The sequence below is a fragment of the Mycobacterium sp. RTGN6 genome, assembly GCF_033804605.1.
Lineage (GTDB): Bacteria > Actinomycetota > Actinomycetes > Mycobacteriales > Mycobacteriaceae > Mycobacterium.
The window spans coordinates 637,090-654,293 of sequence record NZ_JAPZKZ010000002.1 but is presented as its reverse complement, the minus strand read 5'-3'; the positions used below and the strand labels follow the sequence as shown (position 1 = coordinate 654,293).

Below are 17,204 nucleotides of genomic sequence, written 5' to 3'. Positions count from 1 at the left end.
GTCGATACCGCTGTGGTACACCGAATTCCGTCCGATGTGATCATCGTGGCAGCTTCGTCGCGGGCGCCGGTGACCGCGCGGCGAACGCCTGAGGTCTGGTAGCGGCTATCAGCCACAGGAGAGGAAGACAGATCCGAGGTTTCGGCCGGCAAGCCAGCTCATCTTCGCCGTGCTGCATGTTCAGAGCGCTTCGCAATGAGCCGATGACGATCGGCCACGGGACAACCTGTCCCCTGGGTCGTGATCGCAAACCGGATCCGGCTGGTGAGACTCCGTAGCTCCGGCTCGATGTCACTTCCCACATAGCCGCGAATCCACGCCTGTAGCGGGCTTGCTAGTTCGGACGGTAGTTCTGCTTCGCTATCCGCAAGGAGGCCGATCACATCTTTGATCGCGTCTACATGTTCGCCAGCACCGATTTTCGCGCATAGCCAGGCACGCGCGTCCGGGCGCAAGTACACCGCGGCAGCGGCGGCCAATGCCCACGCCAGCGCGACCTCCTCGGCGTAGTTCAGCGCGCTACTCGATCCCGAGATATTGCCGATGTCCACGCGACGGTCCCTTTCTCGTTGTGCCGGTTCACCGATATGCCGTTGAGAGCGCCTGGACTTGATATTTGGGGAGGGTGCCAATGACCCAAAACCGAAACAGCGCGACACCTACCGGTTGCACGGTTGAGTTCTCCGACGATCGAGGGTTACTATCTAGATAATATATCGTAATCACAGTGCCGGTGCGTCGGTCGCGGGAGGTATTTTCGGTGATCGAGTCCGCGGCCACGCCCGACAGCACGCCGGCGGGAAGCGCGATCGCGATCTCTTGGTTCGCCGCAAGGGCGGGCGGTCGGCGTCGGGAGGTCTCGTCCGCCCCAGAGCGCATCGGCTGAAACGGAAACCTACTGTGCCAGCAACATTAGGTCGAGCCAGCGAGTGACGGCCCTTGACAAGGGGCGCGGTCGGTGGATTAAGAATATCTAGACGTAGAAATGCCTGAGCTTGCCGCCTTGGTGGCGGCGGGCCGTAGGGTCAGATGTCGCATGGTCATGGTCGAAGGGAGCCGCTATGGACAGGCCGATTGGTCGCCACCCGCTAGCTAGCGACATCGACTACACCAAGGAACCATTTCGAATTGGAGTCCTGAGCGATCTGCCCGGCTATGCCGGGTTGGCCGATGTGTGGGTCGACGGGTTGCGACTCGCGTTCGAACACTGCACTGCTGTAGGGATCATCGACCGGCCAGTCGATCTGGTGATCAGCGAAGAGCTCGGTCAGCCATGGCGATCTGGGCAGTACATGGTGAGGGCGTGGAACGATCTGGTCGACCAGGACGTGCTAGGCGTGGCCGGTCCTATGACCACCGACAACTCGCTAGCTGTGCTCTCCGAAGTGCTGCGCCGTGGCGTCCCAACGATGACGTTGTGTGGCAGCCAGATCTATGTCGGACATGCCGCGTTCAACTTGTCCAACGGAGGAATGGCGGACGAACCTGCCGTCATGGCAGCGTGGTTGGCCAACGAAGGCCATTCCCGGGTCGCGGTCCTCTACGACTCGCCATCCCAGATCGGGGCAGAGTATCTCGCGTACTTCCTGCGCAGCGCGGCTTTCGAGCACCTGCAGATTACTGCACAGATACCGCTTTCCCCGATGCCAACGCAGGCAGAGACCGACGCAGCAGTACAGCTGGCCAAAGAGTCCGGCGCAGATGGGGTCGTCTATTTCACGCTCGGCGCGGCCGAGGCAACATCCAAACTGCCCCGAGCCTTCAGTCGACTTGAGTGGTCACCCCCCCGAATAGCGTGCACCGCATTCGTCCAAGCCTCATACACGGAAACCTTTCGCGGCTACTGGGAAGGGTGGACAGGCGTCGACCAAGTTCATGAGGGCAATTCCGTCTTCCAGCAACTACTAGATCGCTTTGATCAGCGTTTTGGTTATCGGCCGGTCAACTCCGCTGCGACCTGTGCGTGGGACGTCGGCCATTCATTCGGCATCGCGCTTGGGAGGATGCGGGTAATAAGCCCTGCCGGGCTACGCGATTCCCTGGAGACTGTGCGCAGGCTTCCGGCCGCGTCAGGTGGGCCTGGCACGACCATTACCTTTGGGCCAGAAGATCATCGTGGGTACAAGGGCCCAGACTTCCTGCTCCTTAGGAACGTGACCAACGCCGTGTACGGTCTTACCGGCACAGTGCCGGTGGTCGCTCGCTGACGCGGTCCAAGGGCCTAAGGAGTACATAACCGCCATGACAGAGTTCGACACCATCGATTTCCAGGTTGCAGACCATGTCGCGACGCTCACGCTCAATCGGCCCGAGAAGCTGAATTCGTTCAACAAGCGTATGGCCGACGAAGTGGCCGTTGCGTGGCGCCGGATTCGCGAGGACGAGAGAATTCATGTAGCAGTCATCCAAGCCAACGGCGAGCGGGCGTTCTGTACCGGCATCGACGTCGCGGAGGGCAAATGGTGGGGGCATGAGCCGATCTTCAATCAAGAGGATCCTGGCGTGCTGCTGGGCCCCAAGGCGCATCAGGTGTGGAAGCCGGTGATCGCCGCGTTGCACGGCATGGTGGCCGGTGGGGGAATGTATTTCGTCAACGAGTCAGACTTTGCGATCTGCTCAGAATCGACCGTTTTCTTCGACCCACATGCGAACGCGGGGATCGTATCCGCGCTCGAGCCGATGGGTATGCTTGCCCGCGGGGTCCCCTTCGGCGACGTGATGCGATGGGCATTGCTCGGAAGCGAGGAACGAATCGGCTCCCAAACCGCCCTGCGTCTCGGGCTCGTCACCGAAATCGTGCCTGATGACCAATTACGCTCTCGCGTAGCCGAATTGGCAGCAGACATCGCAACCCGTCGACCTGAGGCAATCCAGGGCACGGTACGTGCGTTGTGGGAAGCACGCGACCTGCCGCCGAGCATTGCTCAACGCCATGGCATGTCTTATACACACTTGGGCAATGCCGGCGCCAAAAGCGACCCCCGCACCAACAAGCGGCCTCCTCGCGTGCGCTGAACGTGGACGACGGTTGATGCCACGCCACCGTACGGGAACGACAGGGGCGCGAGAATAGCTGCTGGCCGCGGCTCGTCGAACTCAAGGCAAAGAGATAAGGCGAGGCGCCGGCCACCTCGCCGAAGTCTCAGCGCGACAAGTCGACTTCCTACCGTGCAGCCACAGATTGCGTAGCACCAAACCGTATGCGGATACTGGGCGTCGCCCCAACTCTCGGGCCTCTATGCCGAAGATCAGTCAGCCGATCACACATTGATTCGCACAGAGCGTCTGGGTGAATCCCGCAATGCGATGGCCACGGAGGCGATGCGTGAACCATGGACTCTAGGCTCAAGCGCAGACTCGCGGGTCACATGCAAACCCGCTTGCATCGACATTGTTTCTCTAGATAAACTGGATATTTAAGCAACGCGACATCGAGGAGACAATGTGAACCCTGTCCTTCGCAGACGAGGACAGGTTCTTCCAACGTGACGTCCGGAGCTGGGCGCCAAACGACTTGCCAGACTGCATTCGAATCTCCGAAGGCTTGGTCGCCAGATCACCGATATGGTGCGCGATTCCGGTCAGCGGTGCCAATGTCAGTCTCGACAACGGACACCGAATCCGGCGTTGCAGACCATAGCCATCCAGATCCACCGTGCCATGGGATTCACGGTCGAAGACAGTGCCCGCCGCTTTGCCAAGCGAACACAAACCGGCTGTTACACAGAGGGTTTCGATCGAGCACCAGAACTACCGGCGGATTGTGCGACCCGCGGACAAAGGAGTATGTGTGATCTCCCCCGACCTGAACACCGAGACAGTGAACGGTGTCGGCGTCGTGTCGTTCAACCGACCACACCGTCACAACGCCATAACTGATGCCCTCTTCGAGAAGTTTTGTACCGCGTTGCGCAACTGCCTCGGCGATCCGTCCGTGGCGTGCGTGCTCATACGCGGCGAGGGCCGATCGTTTTGTTCAGGGCGGGACACAGCCGAGCTGGGTCAGCGGACAGTAGGCGAGGACGACTTCGCCTTCGTCATGAAGCACCAACGAATCCGACTGGAAATACTCGACTCAACGAAGCCTGTCGTTGCGGCCGTCCAGGGCGCAGCTCTCGGCGGCGGCTTCGAGATCGCGTTGTCAGCCGACATCCGCATCATCGCAGAGGATGCATTATTCGGCCTGCCCGAGGTCGGCCTGGGACTAGTCCCTGATACGGGAGGAACACAGATGTTGCCGGCCCTCGTGGGGCCGGCGCGCGCAAAATACTTGGTACTCAGCGGCGCCCGCATCGATGCCCGCACTGCATACGCATGGGGTCTGGCCGAAGAGATCGTGCCAACCGAAGCACTCTACGACCGTGCGATGGCGCTGTGCCGTCACCTGGCAGCACAGCCGAGGCTGGCAATCTCAATGGCAAAGCTGCTGGTCAACCAGTCGACCGCAGGCGATATCCGCAACGGCATTGGCCAGGAGTTGCTCGCACAGACCGCGTTGTTCAGCTCGCAGGAGTATCTGGCCGCGAAGGAAGCTCCGCGACGGCGGGGCAGAAATTCGACTGGTAACAACCGATCTGAGAATCCAGGGCTCTGACATGCCGCTACCAGCGCCGCCTCGGCTAGGCACCACAATGCTGCCGCCGGACACCTACGCCGGCCAGGTTGTCGTCGTCACCGGCGGTGGCACGGGACTAGGCAGGGCTATGGCCGTTGAGTTTGCCCGGTTAGGGGCGACAGTCGCCATCGCCAGCCGCGGATCCGAACATCGTGATAGCGGTATCCGGGCAATAGAGGCCTTGGGCGCCAAAGCCATCGGCATCGCACTCGATGTGCGCGACGAGGTTACGGTCGCAGCGACGTTCGATCAGATCGAGCAGCAGTTGGGTCACGTCGATGTCCTCGTCAACAACGCCGCCGGAAACTTCCCATCCCAGGCCGTGAAGCTATCGGCCAACGCCTGGCGCAGCGTGGTTGATATCGTGCTAAATGGAACGTTCCTCTGCAGCACCGAGTTCGCACGCCGCGCGATCGCAAGTGGTGCACCTGGAGCTATCCTCAACATCGGGGCAACCTATTCGTGGACCGGTGGTCCCGGTACAGCCCACTCCGCCGCCGCGAAGGCGGGCGTGACCAACCTCACCCAATCCTTGGCGGTCGAGTGGGCGCCAAAGGGCATCCGTGTGAACTGTCTTGCTCCCGGCCTCTTTCCGCATGAGGACCTGCCTCCCGTCTTGCTTGAATGCCAGAATCCCGAAGCAGACGGTGCCCGGATTCCCGCTGGCCGGGTTGGAGAGCCCCACGAACTCGGCTGGGCTGCAACCTATCTCTGCTCGCCGTTCGCGGCTTACCTCACTGGTCACACTTTGGTGATTGACGGCGCGAACTGGTTGCGCCGCGGACTTACGATGCCTGAGTTCGTTCCGATCGACGAACAGTTTCCGCAGTAAGCTCCCGTTGGCCGGACTGCGGCCAGCCGCTCAGATTCGCTTGCTGTTGCGACCGGCGTCTAGAACCGCTGAGCTCCGTCGATGCGGATGACGGTTCCATTGAGGTAATCGTTGTCTGCGATGGACAGTGCGAGCCGTCCATATTCGTCCGCGCTTCCCATGCGTTTCGGGTTGGGCACCAACGGTCCCCACTTCGCTTGTGCTTCCGTTTCATCCATCTTGTATGCGGGAGTAAAGAAGGTACCGGGGGCAATTGTCATCACTCTGATGCCGATCGGGGCGAGGTCGCGCGCCGCCGTGAGGGTCATGCCGATAACGCCGCCCTTGGCCGCCGAGTAGCCCGACTGGCCCACTTGGCCCTCGTAGCCGGCGATGCTGGCTGTGCCTATGATGACTCCGCGCTGACCCGACTCCAGCGGGTCGTTCGTAGCCATCTGTTCTGCCGCTCGACTGAGCACCGTGAAGGTTCCTGTCAGGTAGATCTCGACGGTGCGGCGGAAATCCTCGACGGGATAGGTGCTACCAGACTTGTTGACGATACGTGCCTGCGATACTGGGCCGCCATGAACGATGACCGCAACGCGCAACGGTCCTTTGCCGGCCGCTGCGCCGATCGCTGAGCGGACGGAATCCTCGCTCGTAACGTCCGTGCGAATGTACTCGGCCGCGGTACCCAGTTCATCGGATAGTGCAGCACCAGCCTCCTCCGCTAGATCGGCGATCACCACACTCATGCCAGCAGCAGTGAGACGTCGCACCGTGGCGGCCCCGAAACCACCCGCCCCGCCGACGACGATTGCCGATCCACCCCGCAGTTCCATCTGAACACCCCTTCTCGATTTCCCTGATTGCGGCTCACAAACGATCTGCAGGGCGCGAGCGCTGCGTCAGCAACTTGACGACAGCACGATCTCGCAGCGTCTCGGGTCGTCCCACGGCCACTGCGTTGGCACGGGCACGACGCAAGAGCAGATGCGCCGGGTGTTCCCATGTGAAACCGATTCCGCCATGGATCTGAATCGATTGCTCGGCAGCGAACACCGCTGCATCGAAAGCCTCGGCCGCCGCCAGCATGCAGTCCACTTCATTGGGCTCATCGCCTTCGGCAGCAGTGAACACTTGACTGCGCGCCACCTCCAAGGCAACGAGCATGTCGGCGCAGCGGTGCGAGATCGCCTGAAAACTCCCTATCTTCCGGCCAAACTGCTCGCGATCGCCGGCCCATGCCACCGCCATCGCCAACGCGCGAGCTGCGATCCCGACCGAATCGGCGGCCACAGCCAGCAGGGCCTGGCAACGAGCTTTATCGAGTGCGCGACGCAGCTCGTGACCACCCGTTAGAACTTCACCGGCCGCCCGTGTCAACGTCAACCGAGCCACGGTGGCCGTCAGGTCAAGTGGCTGCTCCACCTCGACGCTGACACCGTGGCTAGCCGGGTCAACCGCCACCAACACCTCGCCGTCGACCGGCGACGATGGGGTTGAAGCGAGCACCAACAGCACTTCGGCATGTGGCGCTCCGATCACAACGGGTACATCGCCAGTCAGCGACGAGCCGTCCCAATGAGGTAACCCTACCCCCGTTGTGATCCAACCGGCGTCGTCAAGCGGAATCGCAAACGCTGCAGGTGCACCGGCAGCGATGCGCCGGGCGATCGCAGTGGCACCCGCAGCGACAGCGACATTGAGCGCAATAACGCTGGGCACCAAGGGAACCGGCGCGAGCGCTTTGGCCGCTTCCTCGATCGCGGCATAGAGCAGCCGCGGCAGTGCCGCGGCACCGCCAAACGATTCACCAACAGCCAGGCCAGGAAGACCGAACTCGACCAATGCGGACCACACCGCCGAATCACAACGGCGGGTAGAACCTTTCAGATCAAGTGATGCCGTCACGTCGACGCGAGCATCGAGTGCCTTAACCAAAACCTCCCGTAGCTGCGCCTCACTCTCGTCGGTGACCGCAAGGGGTTCCCCCGGTTTGACGCTTGCCGATCGGATGCCCTCTTCGCGATGCGACGGCAGCCCCAAGACAGACTCGGCGATCGTGTTGCGCTGAATCTCCGCCGTACCGGCTCCGATAGTGCTGGCGCGCGTTTTCAAATAGCCGTAAGTCCAGCGACCACCGTCTATGGCATGGGGCGCCCGGCTTCCGAAAGCGCCGCACGGGCCGGCCGCCCGCAACGCAAGCGTGTGCATATGCTGCTCAAATTCCGACCGCACCAATCTGTTGACTGAGGCGACACCGCCTGGATCGTCGCCGCGAACCGCCGCATCGAGCGCACGCGCACTGTTAGCAGCAATTGCGCGCACGCCGGACTCCATCCGTGCAATCTCCTGTCGTACCAACGGGTCTGAGTCCAGGCCCTGTTGAACGAGCACGTTCAGCACTTGATCGACCGTGCGCCGGTACCTGAACTCGCCAGCGAGAAAAGCTGTGGCCCGCTCGTGCCCAAGCGAGGTTCGCATGATCGACCAACCCTTGCCCTCCTCGCCAACCCTGTGCTCGACGGGCACTTCGACGTCATCGAAGAAGACCTCGGCGAATTCGGCGCCACCGCTGATATCACGCAGCGGCCGGACCGTAATTCCGGGACTGCGCATCGAGATGAGCAGATAGCTGATGCCCCCGGAGCCACGCCCGGGCGAACCTGTACGCACCAGTGCGAACATCCAGTCCGCTTGGTCAGCCATCGTCGTCCAGACCTTTTGCCCAAACACCCGGTAGACGTCCCCGTCGCGCACCGCACGAGTGGATAGCGACGCCAGGTCGCTGCCTGCTCCGGGTTCTGAGAAGCCTTGGCACCAGAACTCGTCTGCTCGCAGCAGCGGCTGCAGGAACCGTTCCCTTTGCTTGGGGGTGCCGTGCTGGATGAGCACGGGGGCCACGATGAACGACATTTGGCATGGGTGCGCTGGCACGCCCGCGGCGGCGGTCATTCGGTGGTAGTCGAGTTGATCCTCCAGCGACAGTTCGAGGCCGCCGGCAGACTTCGGCCAACCCGGACCGGCGAGGTGATTGTCGACCAGTTGAGCCTGCCAGCGTCGCGCGAGCGCAATCCGATCGCCCCCCCGACCGCCCACCGCGTGAAGTGGACCGAAATCATTCATCAGTTGTTGTAGACGTCGACGCCAATCGTCGATTGACATCAGAGCTTCCTTCTTCATAGTCGACGTAGTTAGAGATGTTGCGAGATCGGGCTATCTTGCCCGCGGCCTTGCAACGCCGCGGTTACCTGCGAATATACTTTTAGCAGCAGCTGCACCCGGCCGAGTATAGCGTACTACATAGATAACTACGTTAGGTAACTAGATGGCAATGCAGGCGGTGGCGCACTGGTGCTGTAGAGCCCTGGTCCGGAGTCGCGCTTGCCCAACACGTCGACGACGCTGGCGCGGGCGCCTTCTGATACATGATTCGGCGACCGCCATGCCTACGTCGTTATCGACGCGTCGGCGGCCCTGCAGGTTTACGACCTAGCACGTGGACGGATGCTTCTCGGGTGAGCATCCTTCGTCTTGAGTGGTGCAGCCGCCACGCCGCTCACATCACGCCGCAGTCCACCAGCGCAAAACCTAGATGATTTACTGAGTTGTCTAAGTGCTCCATCAATCGGAGGTCTAACGTGCCTGGGCAAAAGTTTTTGGCGCCGCTCATGGCTCCCCTGGACGCAATCGGTGCGATTCGATCTCCGAAGACGGCTGAGTTGATTGCGGGGACCTTGCGCCGAATGATCATTGACGGCCAACTTGCCGACGGCGACTTCTTACCGAATGAGACACAGTTGATGGAACATTTCCGGGTAAGCCGGCCGGTAATGCGCGAAGCCGTGCGCGTGCTGGAGGCCGACCGGTTGGTGGAGGTACGTCGCGGGTCGCGAACCGGCGCACGCGTGCGGGTGCCCGGTGCGGAAATCGTGGCACGCTCCGCCGGTCTGCTCCTCGAAATCTCGGGCGCAACCCTGGCAGATGTCATGACGGCGCGGATCGCAACCGAACCGATGGCTGCAAGACTTCTCGCTGAGCACGGTACCGAAGACGCGCATCAGGAGTTGCAACGCCTCGTCGGCGAGATCCCCGCGGCCTGGCAGGCGGGCCAACTCGGAACTGCTTCGGCAAACCTGCATCGGCGAATCGTCGAGTTGTCCGGTAATGCCACGTTGAGCGTGATCGCCGGCATGTTGCACGAGATCGCAGAGCGTCACAGCAATACGGCGATTCGCGAGCAGAGCGTTCCGAAAGCGCATTACGAGGAATTGATCAAGTCATACCGCCGTCTGATGGATCTCGTTGCGGCACGCGACGGCGACCTTACTGAAGCTCATTGGCGTAGGCACATGGAGAACTCGGCGCAAGTCCTCCTCAGGGGCTACGAAACAACCAGGGTTCGAGACATGTTTCTGTGAGCGGCGCTCTTGTTCGCACGATTAGTCGGTCGGGTCGGGCGCCGCCATCGGCCATTCCGTGTCACCTAGTAGTCCGAGGACCGTCGGGCCTAGCGGCCGGCGTCTGTGGACCGTCACGCCGGGAAGTTGTAAAGACGGCGGACGTTGAGTTCGACCATCTTGTGTACTTCGTGATCAGGCACGTCGACGAAATTTTCCGACGCCCGCTTGCGGCTATGCGGCCAGTAGGAGTCCGAATGCGGGTAGTCAGATTCCCATGTGATGTTGTCTACCCCAATGAGATCGCGGTTTCTCATGCCGCTGAAGTCGTCGATGAAACAACCGTGTACGTTGCGCCGGAACAGATCTGATGGTCTGACGCTCTGGTTGATGTTCTGGTAGAAGCGGTGACGCTCCCAGGTAGCGTCCATCCGTTCCAGCATATAAGGCAGCCAGCCAATCCCACCCTCGCTCAGCCCGACTTTCAATTGCGGAAAGTTGTGGAATACCGGCGAGAACACCAGGTCTGCCAACGCGTACATGGAGTTGCAGGCGAACAGGGTGATCATGACCGCCATCGGTGCCTCCGGAGCGGTGATGGGAGCCGATCCCGACGTCCCGAAGTGCATCGTCAACGGCATGTCGCAGTCCGTCGCAGCAGCGAACACGGGATTCCAATGGTCGGTGTGGAGAGACGGAAGACCCAGCGGCACTGGATTCTCCGGAAAGGCGATGCACTTGGACCCCTTAGCCGCCATGCGGTAAATCTCCTGGACACAAAGCTCCACATCCCACAGTGGCAGCACAGTCATCGGGATGAACCGGTCGGGCGCTTCAGCGCACCATTCGTCGACGTTGAAGTCGTTCCATGCCTGAACGCACAACAGGGCCAACTCCTTGTCCTTACCGTCGAGGAAGACAGTGCCCGCGAATCGCGGGAACGACGGAAAGTTGATCGCTCCCCAGACGCCGTCGATGTCCATGTCCTCGATACGCGCCGTGGGGTCGTAGCACCCCGGAATCATCTCGTCGTAGCGAGTGGGCTCGAGTCCAAACTCCTCGGGCTTCTTTCCTGCGACAGCATTCAGACCGATGTAGGGATAAATCCGCCCTTCGTAGCGCCACACTTCCGACGGCGGACCGCCGGCAGATCTGGGCTGCTCGATGATCTGCGGCCCCACCTCGCGGTAACGGGAAGGCAGACGGTCCGACCACACCGTCGGATGCTCGATCAGGTGGTCGTCGGTGGACAGGAGTTTCATCCAAGGCTGCAACGGCATACGTTCATCCCTTTCCGCGGTCGGGGAACGACCTTCGAGCCCCTGAACCCAACCGAGATCATCAACTTTGAGAATACTTAAGAGACATAGTACGTCATCAGAAGCGCTTCTGATCGACAGTATCTCATCATAAAGGAGCCTTTGGAAGGCTACGACGGTCACCAGCGTGTGCGCGTTGTCCGGGTACATGGCCCACAGTGGCCGGGTCAGCCCGCCCGCGGATTTCGCCGGCGTGTAGCGGGTGGCCGTCAGCATGCAGTCATCGGAATCCGAACGGTACGAGCGTCTCGACCGATGCGTTGCTGGGCAAGACGTTGCACTCGTGAATCACACGGCAGTCAGCGCGTATCACCAACCGACTCGCTGGCACAGGCGCCGTCGTCACCGGCATGGCACTGCCGCCGATCAAGGCGTGGCCAAACTCTGAATCGGCCCGGCCCGCACCTGCCTGCCCGATGCGTGCAATGAGCACCCACACTGAGTTGGCGGATACTCCCTATAGTTTGGGGACTGCCATGGCCAACTAGAGTTCGGTGCAGGCTGGACGATGGAGCGCAATGACAGACACCGACCTCACCGGGTCATCAACCGTCAGTGCGTCGGAGACGAACACCCGTGGGCTTCCGCCCGAAGTCAAACTGGCTCGCAAGGTCGCCAAGAGTCTTGAGGCCGACATCCTGGCCTCAAATGCTCTTGTCGGAGACATCTATGCCTCCGAAGACGATCTGCGCAGTCAGTTTGGAGTCGGGCGTGCCGTCGTCCGAGAGGCAGTTCGGCTGCTCGAACATCATGGCGTTGCCCGTATGCGGCGGGGCCCGTACGGCGGACTCGTCATCCAGGCACCAGATGCACGCGCCCTGACCCGAGCTGTCGTGGTGTACCTCGAATACGTGGGAACCACCGTCGAAGATCTGCTGGCGGCCCGTAGCGTTTTTGAGCCCTACGCCGCCAAAATGGCCGCTGATCGGATCAGCGAGACAGACGCAGTCGGCCTGCGTCAAGCGCTTGAAGCCGAAAACCACTTCGAGGGGCCGCTACCCGCGCGGGACGCGGTCCACCGCGAACTCGCCGCCGCCTGTGACAACAAGGTCATCGCACTCTTCATCGACGTCGTTGTCCAGCTCACCGCCCGCTACGCGACTGTGCCCCCACAGCCACAGGGCGTCGACCGCGACGAAATCGGCGATAAGGCCCACCTAGCCCATCAGCGCATCGTGGATGCGGTGATTGCCGGCGACCCGACGGCGGCGGAATCAAATTCACAGCGCCACTTGCGGTCGATGCGCGATTGGCTCCTGTCGACAGAACAAACGCCCATCGCATACCGACTCCATGTTGCCCAACCGCACGCAGTCAGCGACGGTGGCCCCAAGGAAAAACTCGCCGAACTCGTCGCGCGCCAACTCATGGCCGAGATCGCGGCCAGCGGAGTGGAACCAGGCCAGATCTATGGATCCGAAAACGAACTCGTGAACCGCCTCCAAGTCAGCCGTGCGGTCTTCCGGGAAGCCGTCCGGCTGATGGAGCACCACGCGATCGCCCGGATGCGCCGCGGCCCGTACGGCGGGTTGGTTGTTGGCCGTCCAGATCCCTCAGCGAGCGTGGACGCACTGGCTGTGTATCTGGAATACGAACGCGTCGGCATCGACCAGCTCCGGGAGGCACGCCAGTTGATCGAACTCAGCGCTGTCGATGAGTTGGTGCGCCGCCGCCGCGATCCCGATGTTGTCGCCGCGCTGCAACACGGACGTCTTGACGCGGATTCTGACCTGGAATTCGACGGCGGAGCGTTGTCGCAGGCATTTCACATCCAACTTGCCGAACTGGCCGGCAATCCGGTTCTCACACTCTTCCTCCGAATCATCGTTTCGGTGTGGGGGCAGCGGCAGCGCGCGACAGTCGACCCGTCTCGGATATCCGCAGACGCGCACCAAGCCGCCGCCAACGCGCACCGCAAAATTGCCGAATCAATACTCTGCGGCGATCGTCCACTGGCCCGTCGGCGGTTGATCTCACATTTCGGCGCGCTTCAGGACTGGCTCGACTGAAGCCGCCGCGCCACATCCACCGTGTGGTCACGCCGGCGCGCGCCACAGGATAGGTACCGTCACAGCAGATCGCACGTTGTGGCGATTCAACTCTCAACGAAACGCCAGCACGAGCAGCTGCCAATGAGATGCCCGTCCGCGTGGTGAAGAGGTCAGCACCAGCCCGTACATCACTCTGGTGATGCTTCTTCAATGGCTGTGTCAAGGCAAATCCGCCCCACCATGACGGAGGTATTTGGCCCAGCGTTGGGTGCAGCGAAGTCCGGCCTGCGACCTTGCCCAGGCAGGGCACTGTAGTCGATCGGCTACCGCGGCGCGAGGTCGTCGAGCACGACGTCGGCGATGATCGAGGGTAAGTGGTGTCCCGACGACGCAACCGCTCTGAGCGTGCAGTTGGATAGCTCGTTTGCCGGCCGACGAGCGTGTCTAATAGGCAGGAGAACGTCTTGCTCTCCTTGCCACATTGTCAGCTCCGTCGTCAACAGCGGCTTCCCGGAGGGCGGCGATGACCCAACTAAGCTAAGGGCCTGGCCGTCGAGTGCCACCCGATCCCTGCTGCCGGCCGTTTGTTGACGACGGTCGAAAACTAGGCCAGAAGCGACGGGGTGGGTTCTAGTCAACGTTGCAACACTGACGGACCGTTCGGCGAATCTCTCACGCGAGGTAGCGGTCGGGTGCCCAACGGCCCAGCCACACCAGCGTCGCGGCAGCCCGGGGCGACCAGCGTGCCGCGCGGATGAGCACCCCCGGCCCAAAACCCACCTCGCGAACGTGCCGAGCGCACTTGAGGGGAGCCATGCCCGCCAACGTGGCCACGGCGCGCACTCGGCGCGGCATCGCCGCCGCGCAGGCCAGCGCGTACGGGCCCCCAGCTGACCACCCGGCGACCGCAAAGTCCTCCAGGCCAAGACGAATTGACGACCTCTTCGACCAGCTGTGGCCAGTGGACAATGGTGGGCAGGTCCCAGCGGTCGCTGCGTCCGATTCCTGGCCGATCAGTCGCGATGAGGTCGGCGCCGCAGTGCTGGCCAGCCGCATCGAAGAACTTGGCGTCCTGTGCTGAACTCAGTCCACCGTGGCACCACACCAGGGGCCATCCGCCGACCGACCCGAACCTCAGGACACCTGCGCGGTCCCCGTCGACGAGCACCGAGGGAGCCGAAGTCACGCCACCGGTTCACGATTGAGGGTGGTCAAGCCGAGGCTGTCGAGGAACCACCCGAGACCGCTCGAGTGACCATGCTGGGTGAGGAATTGGCCCAGCTCGGTGCGCACGATAGGACTGGCGTGGCGGAAGAACTCTTCGCAGAGTTAGAGCAGGTCTGTGGCGATCTGTTCAGGTGCAACGCCGAGGTGGACATCGAGATCGTCACGATCCGGTGTTGGCGGGATGGAACTCGTCGTGCACACGGATCTCCTCCTTCGGGTTTGCTGGATCAGGTGTTGGCCCGGGTTGCGCGGGCGTGGGCCAAGCGGTACGACTCGGTGCCGGTCTCAATGATGTTGCCCCCGAACGTCAAACGATCCACGCCCGCCGCAGCGAAGCGGACAAAAACGGGATCGCTGCACGACGACGCCCCGTGTGTTCGAAATCGACGCAGGCCGCTGTTCACCGAGCATTCGTCACCACATCCTGATTGATGGCGTTGCCGCGGTTCGTGAGCCGCAGCATCAGCCGGAGGACCGGAGCACCCTGCGGCACTTCCACCCCCGCGCAATTGGGGGTCGCACTGGCCTGATCCATCAGCTACCTTCGACGGGATGCGCTAGAGTGTTCTGAATTGCTCCTCGACTTCCTACCCACGCTCTGCCGATTCCTGTACCACCAGCGAGAATACGTCGCAAGTCTGCCACACATCATGGTTACAGTCTGGTGAGTGTTCGGATATTCTAACGCGTACTCTATTGCGGGTTCATCCTGGGGAATGGAGCTCAGCCACGCATACAAACAGGCGTGGCTTCCGATGATCACAAGATTGGAATGTGCAGTGAGTAATCCATGGCAGCAACGTCTAGGTGTCTGGAGCATCGCGGAGAAGTACCCGTCACTCCCTGCCGTCATAGCCAGCCCGTCCGGGCGAGCCGTGAGTTACGGCGAACTGACGGGCTTGGCACATCAGATCGTGCACGGTATGCGGCGATTAGGTGTCTCAGCCGGAGACACCGTCTGCCTGGCGCTGCCAAACGATGTCGACATCCTCGTCTGGTTACTAGCCGCCAGCGAGGCTGGATGGCGCCATTTCACGGTCAGCCCGACCCTGCCCGCCGCTGAAATCGACGAGATCGTGCGGCATTCAGGTACGAAGGTGGTAGTCGCTCACGGTGACTACGCGGACGCGTTCGGCTCGGCCGGCGACGGCGGCATTCGGATTTGCGTCAGTGGGCACGTACCCGGATACCAGAGTCAAGACGCGGTTCTGCACGGCCTCCCCATGACTTCCCCCGACGACCGCAGGTGCGGTTCGGTGTTGGTTTATACGTCAGGCACCACCGGTAAGAAAAAGGCCATCGAACACCCCACCCCCGACATGACACCGGAAGACCAAGCCGACGCAAGCAAGTCTTTCGGCCATGCGTTTCGATTCGAGCCGCTCACCGGCGCACACCTCGTTTCGGCGGGTATGCATCACGGCGGCTGCCGCTCGTTCTACATGGGCGCACTCAACGTAGGCCAGGGGTTAGTGCTCATGGGCAAGTTCGATCCCGTGGAGGCACTCAGCGCTATCGAAATGTACAAAGTGACCACTGCCTACATGGTCCCCACACAGTTCGTTCGACTGCAACGGCTGCCCAACGAGGTACGGGAGCGGTATGACGTCAGCAGTCTCGAGGTTGTCGTGCACTCCGCCGCGCCCTGCTCTCCGGCGGTCAAACGCCAGATGTTGGAGTGGTGGGGCCCGGTCATCTGGGAGACATACGGCGGGACCGAAGGCGCTGCCACGATTGCAAAACCCCAAGAGTGGCTCGACAAGCCGGGCACCGTGGGGCGCGCTATCCGCGGCGTCACCGTACGCATCCTGGACGACGACGGCAACGTGCTTGCGGCCAACCAGACCGGCGCGGTCTACATAGAGACATCGCTCGGCAAATTCCGCTACTACGGTGCGGCACAACAGACCGCGGCCGCCTATCGTGGCGCGAGCTTCACAATCGGCGACGTCGGATATCTGGACGACGATGGCTTCTTGTTCATCGTCGACCGCAAGAAGGACATGATCATCACCGGTGGCATCAACGTCTACCCCAGTGAGGTCGAGGGCATTCTGCTGATGCATCCGGCTGTCGCCGACGTTGCCGTCGTCGGCGGTCCCGATCCCGAATGGGGTGAACGGATCCACGCGTTCATCGAGATCCTCGAGGGTGTCGTGGCTACCAACGAACTCACAGAACAATTGACTTCGCTGTGCCGCGAGCACCTCGACAGGCACAAGTGCCCACGCAACTACGAGTTTCGGCCGCTGCCCCGACTCGAAACTGGCAAGTTGTACAAGCGACTTCTTCGCGACGAACTGTGGTCCGAGACCGAACGCGCAGTGTGACCGGAACGGCCTCCATCGAGCCGCAGGCGATCACTGCAGATGGCATCGCTCGATACATGTGGCGGAACCATTGCCGTACAGCCTGGCCGAAGAACTTGCGCTAGGTGCAGTACACCAGTGTCAGCACTCGTTTCCCGCACACTTCGAGCTGCCGTGAACAACGGCAGTAGTGCCGCGCCCGCCGCGTGATTCGGAAGCGCCGGGGCCTCTGCGAATTTGGTCTCGACGTCTCACGGGCTAGTCATCTTCATCGTGAGATCCGCCGGCAACGAGCCGCCTTCCTACCTCTCGGCAAGGCCAGCGGTCTACATCTCGCGCGCACCAAATACAGCGCGTGCACTGTCATCAGTTCTCGGCGAAACGGCGGTGCCAGCGACGCCTGGCTGTGGTGGGCAAAGGCGTAGCCCTGCGTATGGGTGGGCGGCCGTGTTACGCCGTTGCGTCCGTCGCCTCCGGGCGCCGGAATACGGCGTGGTGAAGGTGCTCGAGGTTCGTTGTCTCGCACCAA

The 17,204-nt window shown here is 61.8% G+C and carries 14 protein-coding genes; 9 read left to right on the top strand and 5 right to left on the bottom strand.

Annotation, left to right across the window (positions count from 1 at the left end):
• Positions 1–158: 158 nt before the first annotated feature.
• Positions 159–551 (bottom strand): hypothetical protein, encoded by a 393-nt coding sequence (locus SLQ33_RS07255; protein ID WP_319453120.1) that lies wholly within the window; start codon positions 549–551, stop codon positions 159–161.
• Positions 552–760: 209 nt separating this feature from the next.
• On the opposite strand from SLQ33_RS07255, the gene SLQ33_RS07250 reads away from it, so the two are divergent.
• The 5 genes from SLQ33_RS07250 (at position 761) to SLQ33_RS07230 (ending at position 5,447) form a co-directional block, all read left to right on the top strand.
• Positions 761–886, top strand: a complete 126-nt coding sequence (locus tag SLQ33_RS07250; RefSeq protein ID WP_319453119.1) for a hypothetical protein — start codon at positions 761–763, stop codon at positions 884–886.
• A gap of 175 nt (positions 887–1,061) precedes the next feature.
• Entirely contained in the window at positions 1,062–2,207 is a 1,146-nt protein-coding gene (locus tag SLQ33_RS07245; protein WP_319453118.1) for an ABC transporter substrate-binding protein, read from the top strand.
• 34 nt (positions 2,208–2,241) lie between these two features.
• Complete coding sequence (locus tag SLQ33_RS07240) at positions 2,242–3,015, top strand: enoyl-CoA hydratase/isomerase family protein (RefSeq protein WP_319453117.1); 774 nt, start codon at positions 2,242–2,244, stop codon at positions 3,013–3,015.
• Positions 3,016–3,790: 775 nt separating this feature from the next.
• The gene (locus tag SLQ33_RS07235) at positions 3,791–4,594 is read left to right on the top strand and encodes an enoyl-CoA hydratase/isomerase family protein (protein ID WP_319453116.1); all 804 of its coding nucleotides are present in this window, start codon (positions 3,791–3,793) and stop codon (positions 4,592–4,594) included.
• Positions 4,595–4,631: 37 nt separating this feature from the next.
• Positions 4,632–5,447: an SDR family oxidoreductase gene (locus SLQ33_RS07230; RefSeq protein WP_319453115.1), complete on the top strand. Its 816-nt coding sequence runs from the start codon at positions 4,632–4,634 to the stop codon at positions 5,445–5,447.
• Positions 5,448–5,506: 59 nt separating this feature from the next.
• On the opposite strand, the gene SLQ33_RS07225 is transcribed toward SLQ33_RS07230, so the two are convergent.
• Positions 5,507–6,268: an SDR family NAD(P)-dependent oxidoreductase gene (locus tag SLQ33_RS07225; RefSeq protein ID WP_319453114.1), complete on the bottom strand. Its 762-nt coding sequence runs from the start codon at positions 6,266–6,268 to the stop codon at positions 5,507–5,509.
• Between the two features lie 34 nt (positions 6,269–6,302).
• Complete coding sequence (locus SLQ33_RS07220; RefSeq protein ID WP_319453113.1) at positions 6,303–8,594, bottom strand: acyl-CoA dehydrogenase family protein; 2,292 nt, start codon at positions 8,592–8,594, stop codon at positions 6,303–6,305.
• 506 nt (positions 8,595–9,100) lie between these two features.
• Here SLQ33_RS07220 and SLQ33_RS07215 point away from each other — a divergent pair.
• Positions 9,101–9,850 (top strand): FadR/GntR family transcriptional regulator, encoded by a 750-nt coding sequence (locus SLQ33_RS07215; RefSeq protein WP_319453112.1) that lies wholly within the window; start codon positions 9,101–9,103, stop codon positions 9,848–9,850.
• Positions 9,851–9,963: 113 nt separating this feature from the next.
• Here the strand turns inward: SLQ33_RS07215 and SLQ33_RS07210 are convergent, their stop codons facing one another.
• The gene (locus tag SLQ33_RS07210; protein ID WP_319453278.1) at positions 9,964–11,109 is read right to left on the bottom strand and encodes an amidohydrolase family protein; all 1,146 of its coding nucleotides are present in this window, start codon (positions 11,107–11,109) and stop codon (positions 9,964–9,966) included.
• Positions 11,110–11,666: 557 nt separating this feature from the next.
• On the opposite strand from SLQ33_RS07210, the gene SLQ33_RS07205 reads away from it, so the two are divergent.
• Positions 11,667–13,157, top strand: coding sequence for a FadR/GntR family transcriptional regulator (locus SLQ33_RS07205; RefSeq protein ID WP_319453111.1), 1,491 nt, complete (start codon positions 11,667–11,669; stop codon positions 13,155–13,157).
• 654 nt (positions 13,158–13,811) lie between these two features.
• Here the strand turns inward: SLQ33_RS07205 and SLQ33_RS07200 are convergent.
• Positions 13,812–13,955: a hypothetical protein gene (locus SLQ33_RS07200; protein WP_319453110.1), complete on the bottom strand. Its 144-nt coding sequence runs from the start codon at positions 13,953–13,955 to the stop codon at positions 13,812–13,814.
• Between SLQ33_RS07200 and SLQ33_RS07195 the strand changes: the two genes are divergently transcribed.
• The gene (locus tag SLQ33_RS07195) at positions 13,954–14,220 is read left to right on the top strand and encodes a hypothetical protein (protein WP_319453109.1); all 267 of its coding nucleotides are present in this window, start codon (positions 13,954–13,956) and stop codon (positions 14,218–14,220) included. The genes SLQ33_RS07200 and SLQ33_RS07195 overlap by 2 nt on opposite strands.
• 862 nt (positions 14,221–15,082) lie before the next feature.
• The gene (locus SLQ33_RS07190) at positions 15,083–16,696 is read left to right on the top strand and encodes an AMP-binding protein (protein ID WP_319453108.1); all 1,614 of its coding nucleotides are present in this window, start codon (positions 15,083–15,085) and stop codon (positions 16,694–16,696) included.
• Positions 16,697–17,204: the final 508 nt, after the last annotated feature.

What these genes read in the sequence shown, in the direction of transcription:
- SLQ33_RS07245 (WP_319453118.1), top strand. Translation starts at nt 1,062, where the DNA reads ATGGACAGGCCGATTGGTCGCCACCCGCTAGCTAGCGACATCGACTAC.
- SLQ33_RS07240 (WP_319453117.1), top strand. Translation starts at nt 2,242, where the DNA reads ATGACAGAGTTCGACACCATCGATTTCCAGGTTGCAGACCATGTCGCG.
- SLQ33_RS07230 (WP_319453115.1), top strand. Translation starts at nt 4,632, where the DNA reads ATGCTGCCGCCGGACACCTACGCCGGCCAGGTTGTCGTCGTCACCGGC.
- SLQ33_RS07225 (WP_319453114.1), bottom strand. Translation starts at nt 6,268, where the DNA reads ATGGAACTGCGGGGTGGATCGGCAATCGTCGTCGGCGGGGCGGGTGGT.
- SLQ33_RS07220 (WP_319453113.1), bottom strand. Translation starts at nt 8,594, where the DNA reads ATGTCAATCGACGATTGGCGTCGACGTCTACAACAACTGATGAATGAT.
- SLQ33_RS07215 (WP_319453112.1), top strand. Translation starts at nt 9,101, where the DNA reads ATGGCTCCCCTGGACGCAATCGGTGCGATTCGATCTCCGAAGACGGCT.
- SLQ33_RS07210 (WP_319453278.1), bottom strand. Translation starts at nt 11,109, where the DNA reads ATGCCGTTGCAGCCTTGGATGAAACTCCTGTCCACCGACGACCACCTG.
- SLQ33_RS07205 (WP_319453111.1), top strand. Translation starts at nt 11,667, where the DNA reads ATGACAGACACCGACCTCACCGGGTCATCAACCGTCAGTGCGTCGGAG.
- SLQ33_RS07195 (WP_319453109.1), top strand. Translation starts at nt 13,954, where the DNA reads ATGCCCGCCAACGTGGCCACGGCGCGCACTCGGCGCGGCATCGCCGCC.
- SLQ33_RS07200 (WP_319453110.1), bottom strand. Translation starts at nt 13,955, where the DNA reads ATGGCTCCCCTCAAGTGCGCTCGGCACGTTCGCGAGGTGGGTTTTGGG.
- SLQ33_RS07190 (WP_319453108.1), top strand. Translation starts at nt 15,083, where the DNA reads ATGGAGCTCAGCCACGCATACAAACAGGCGTGGCTTCCGATGATCACA.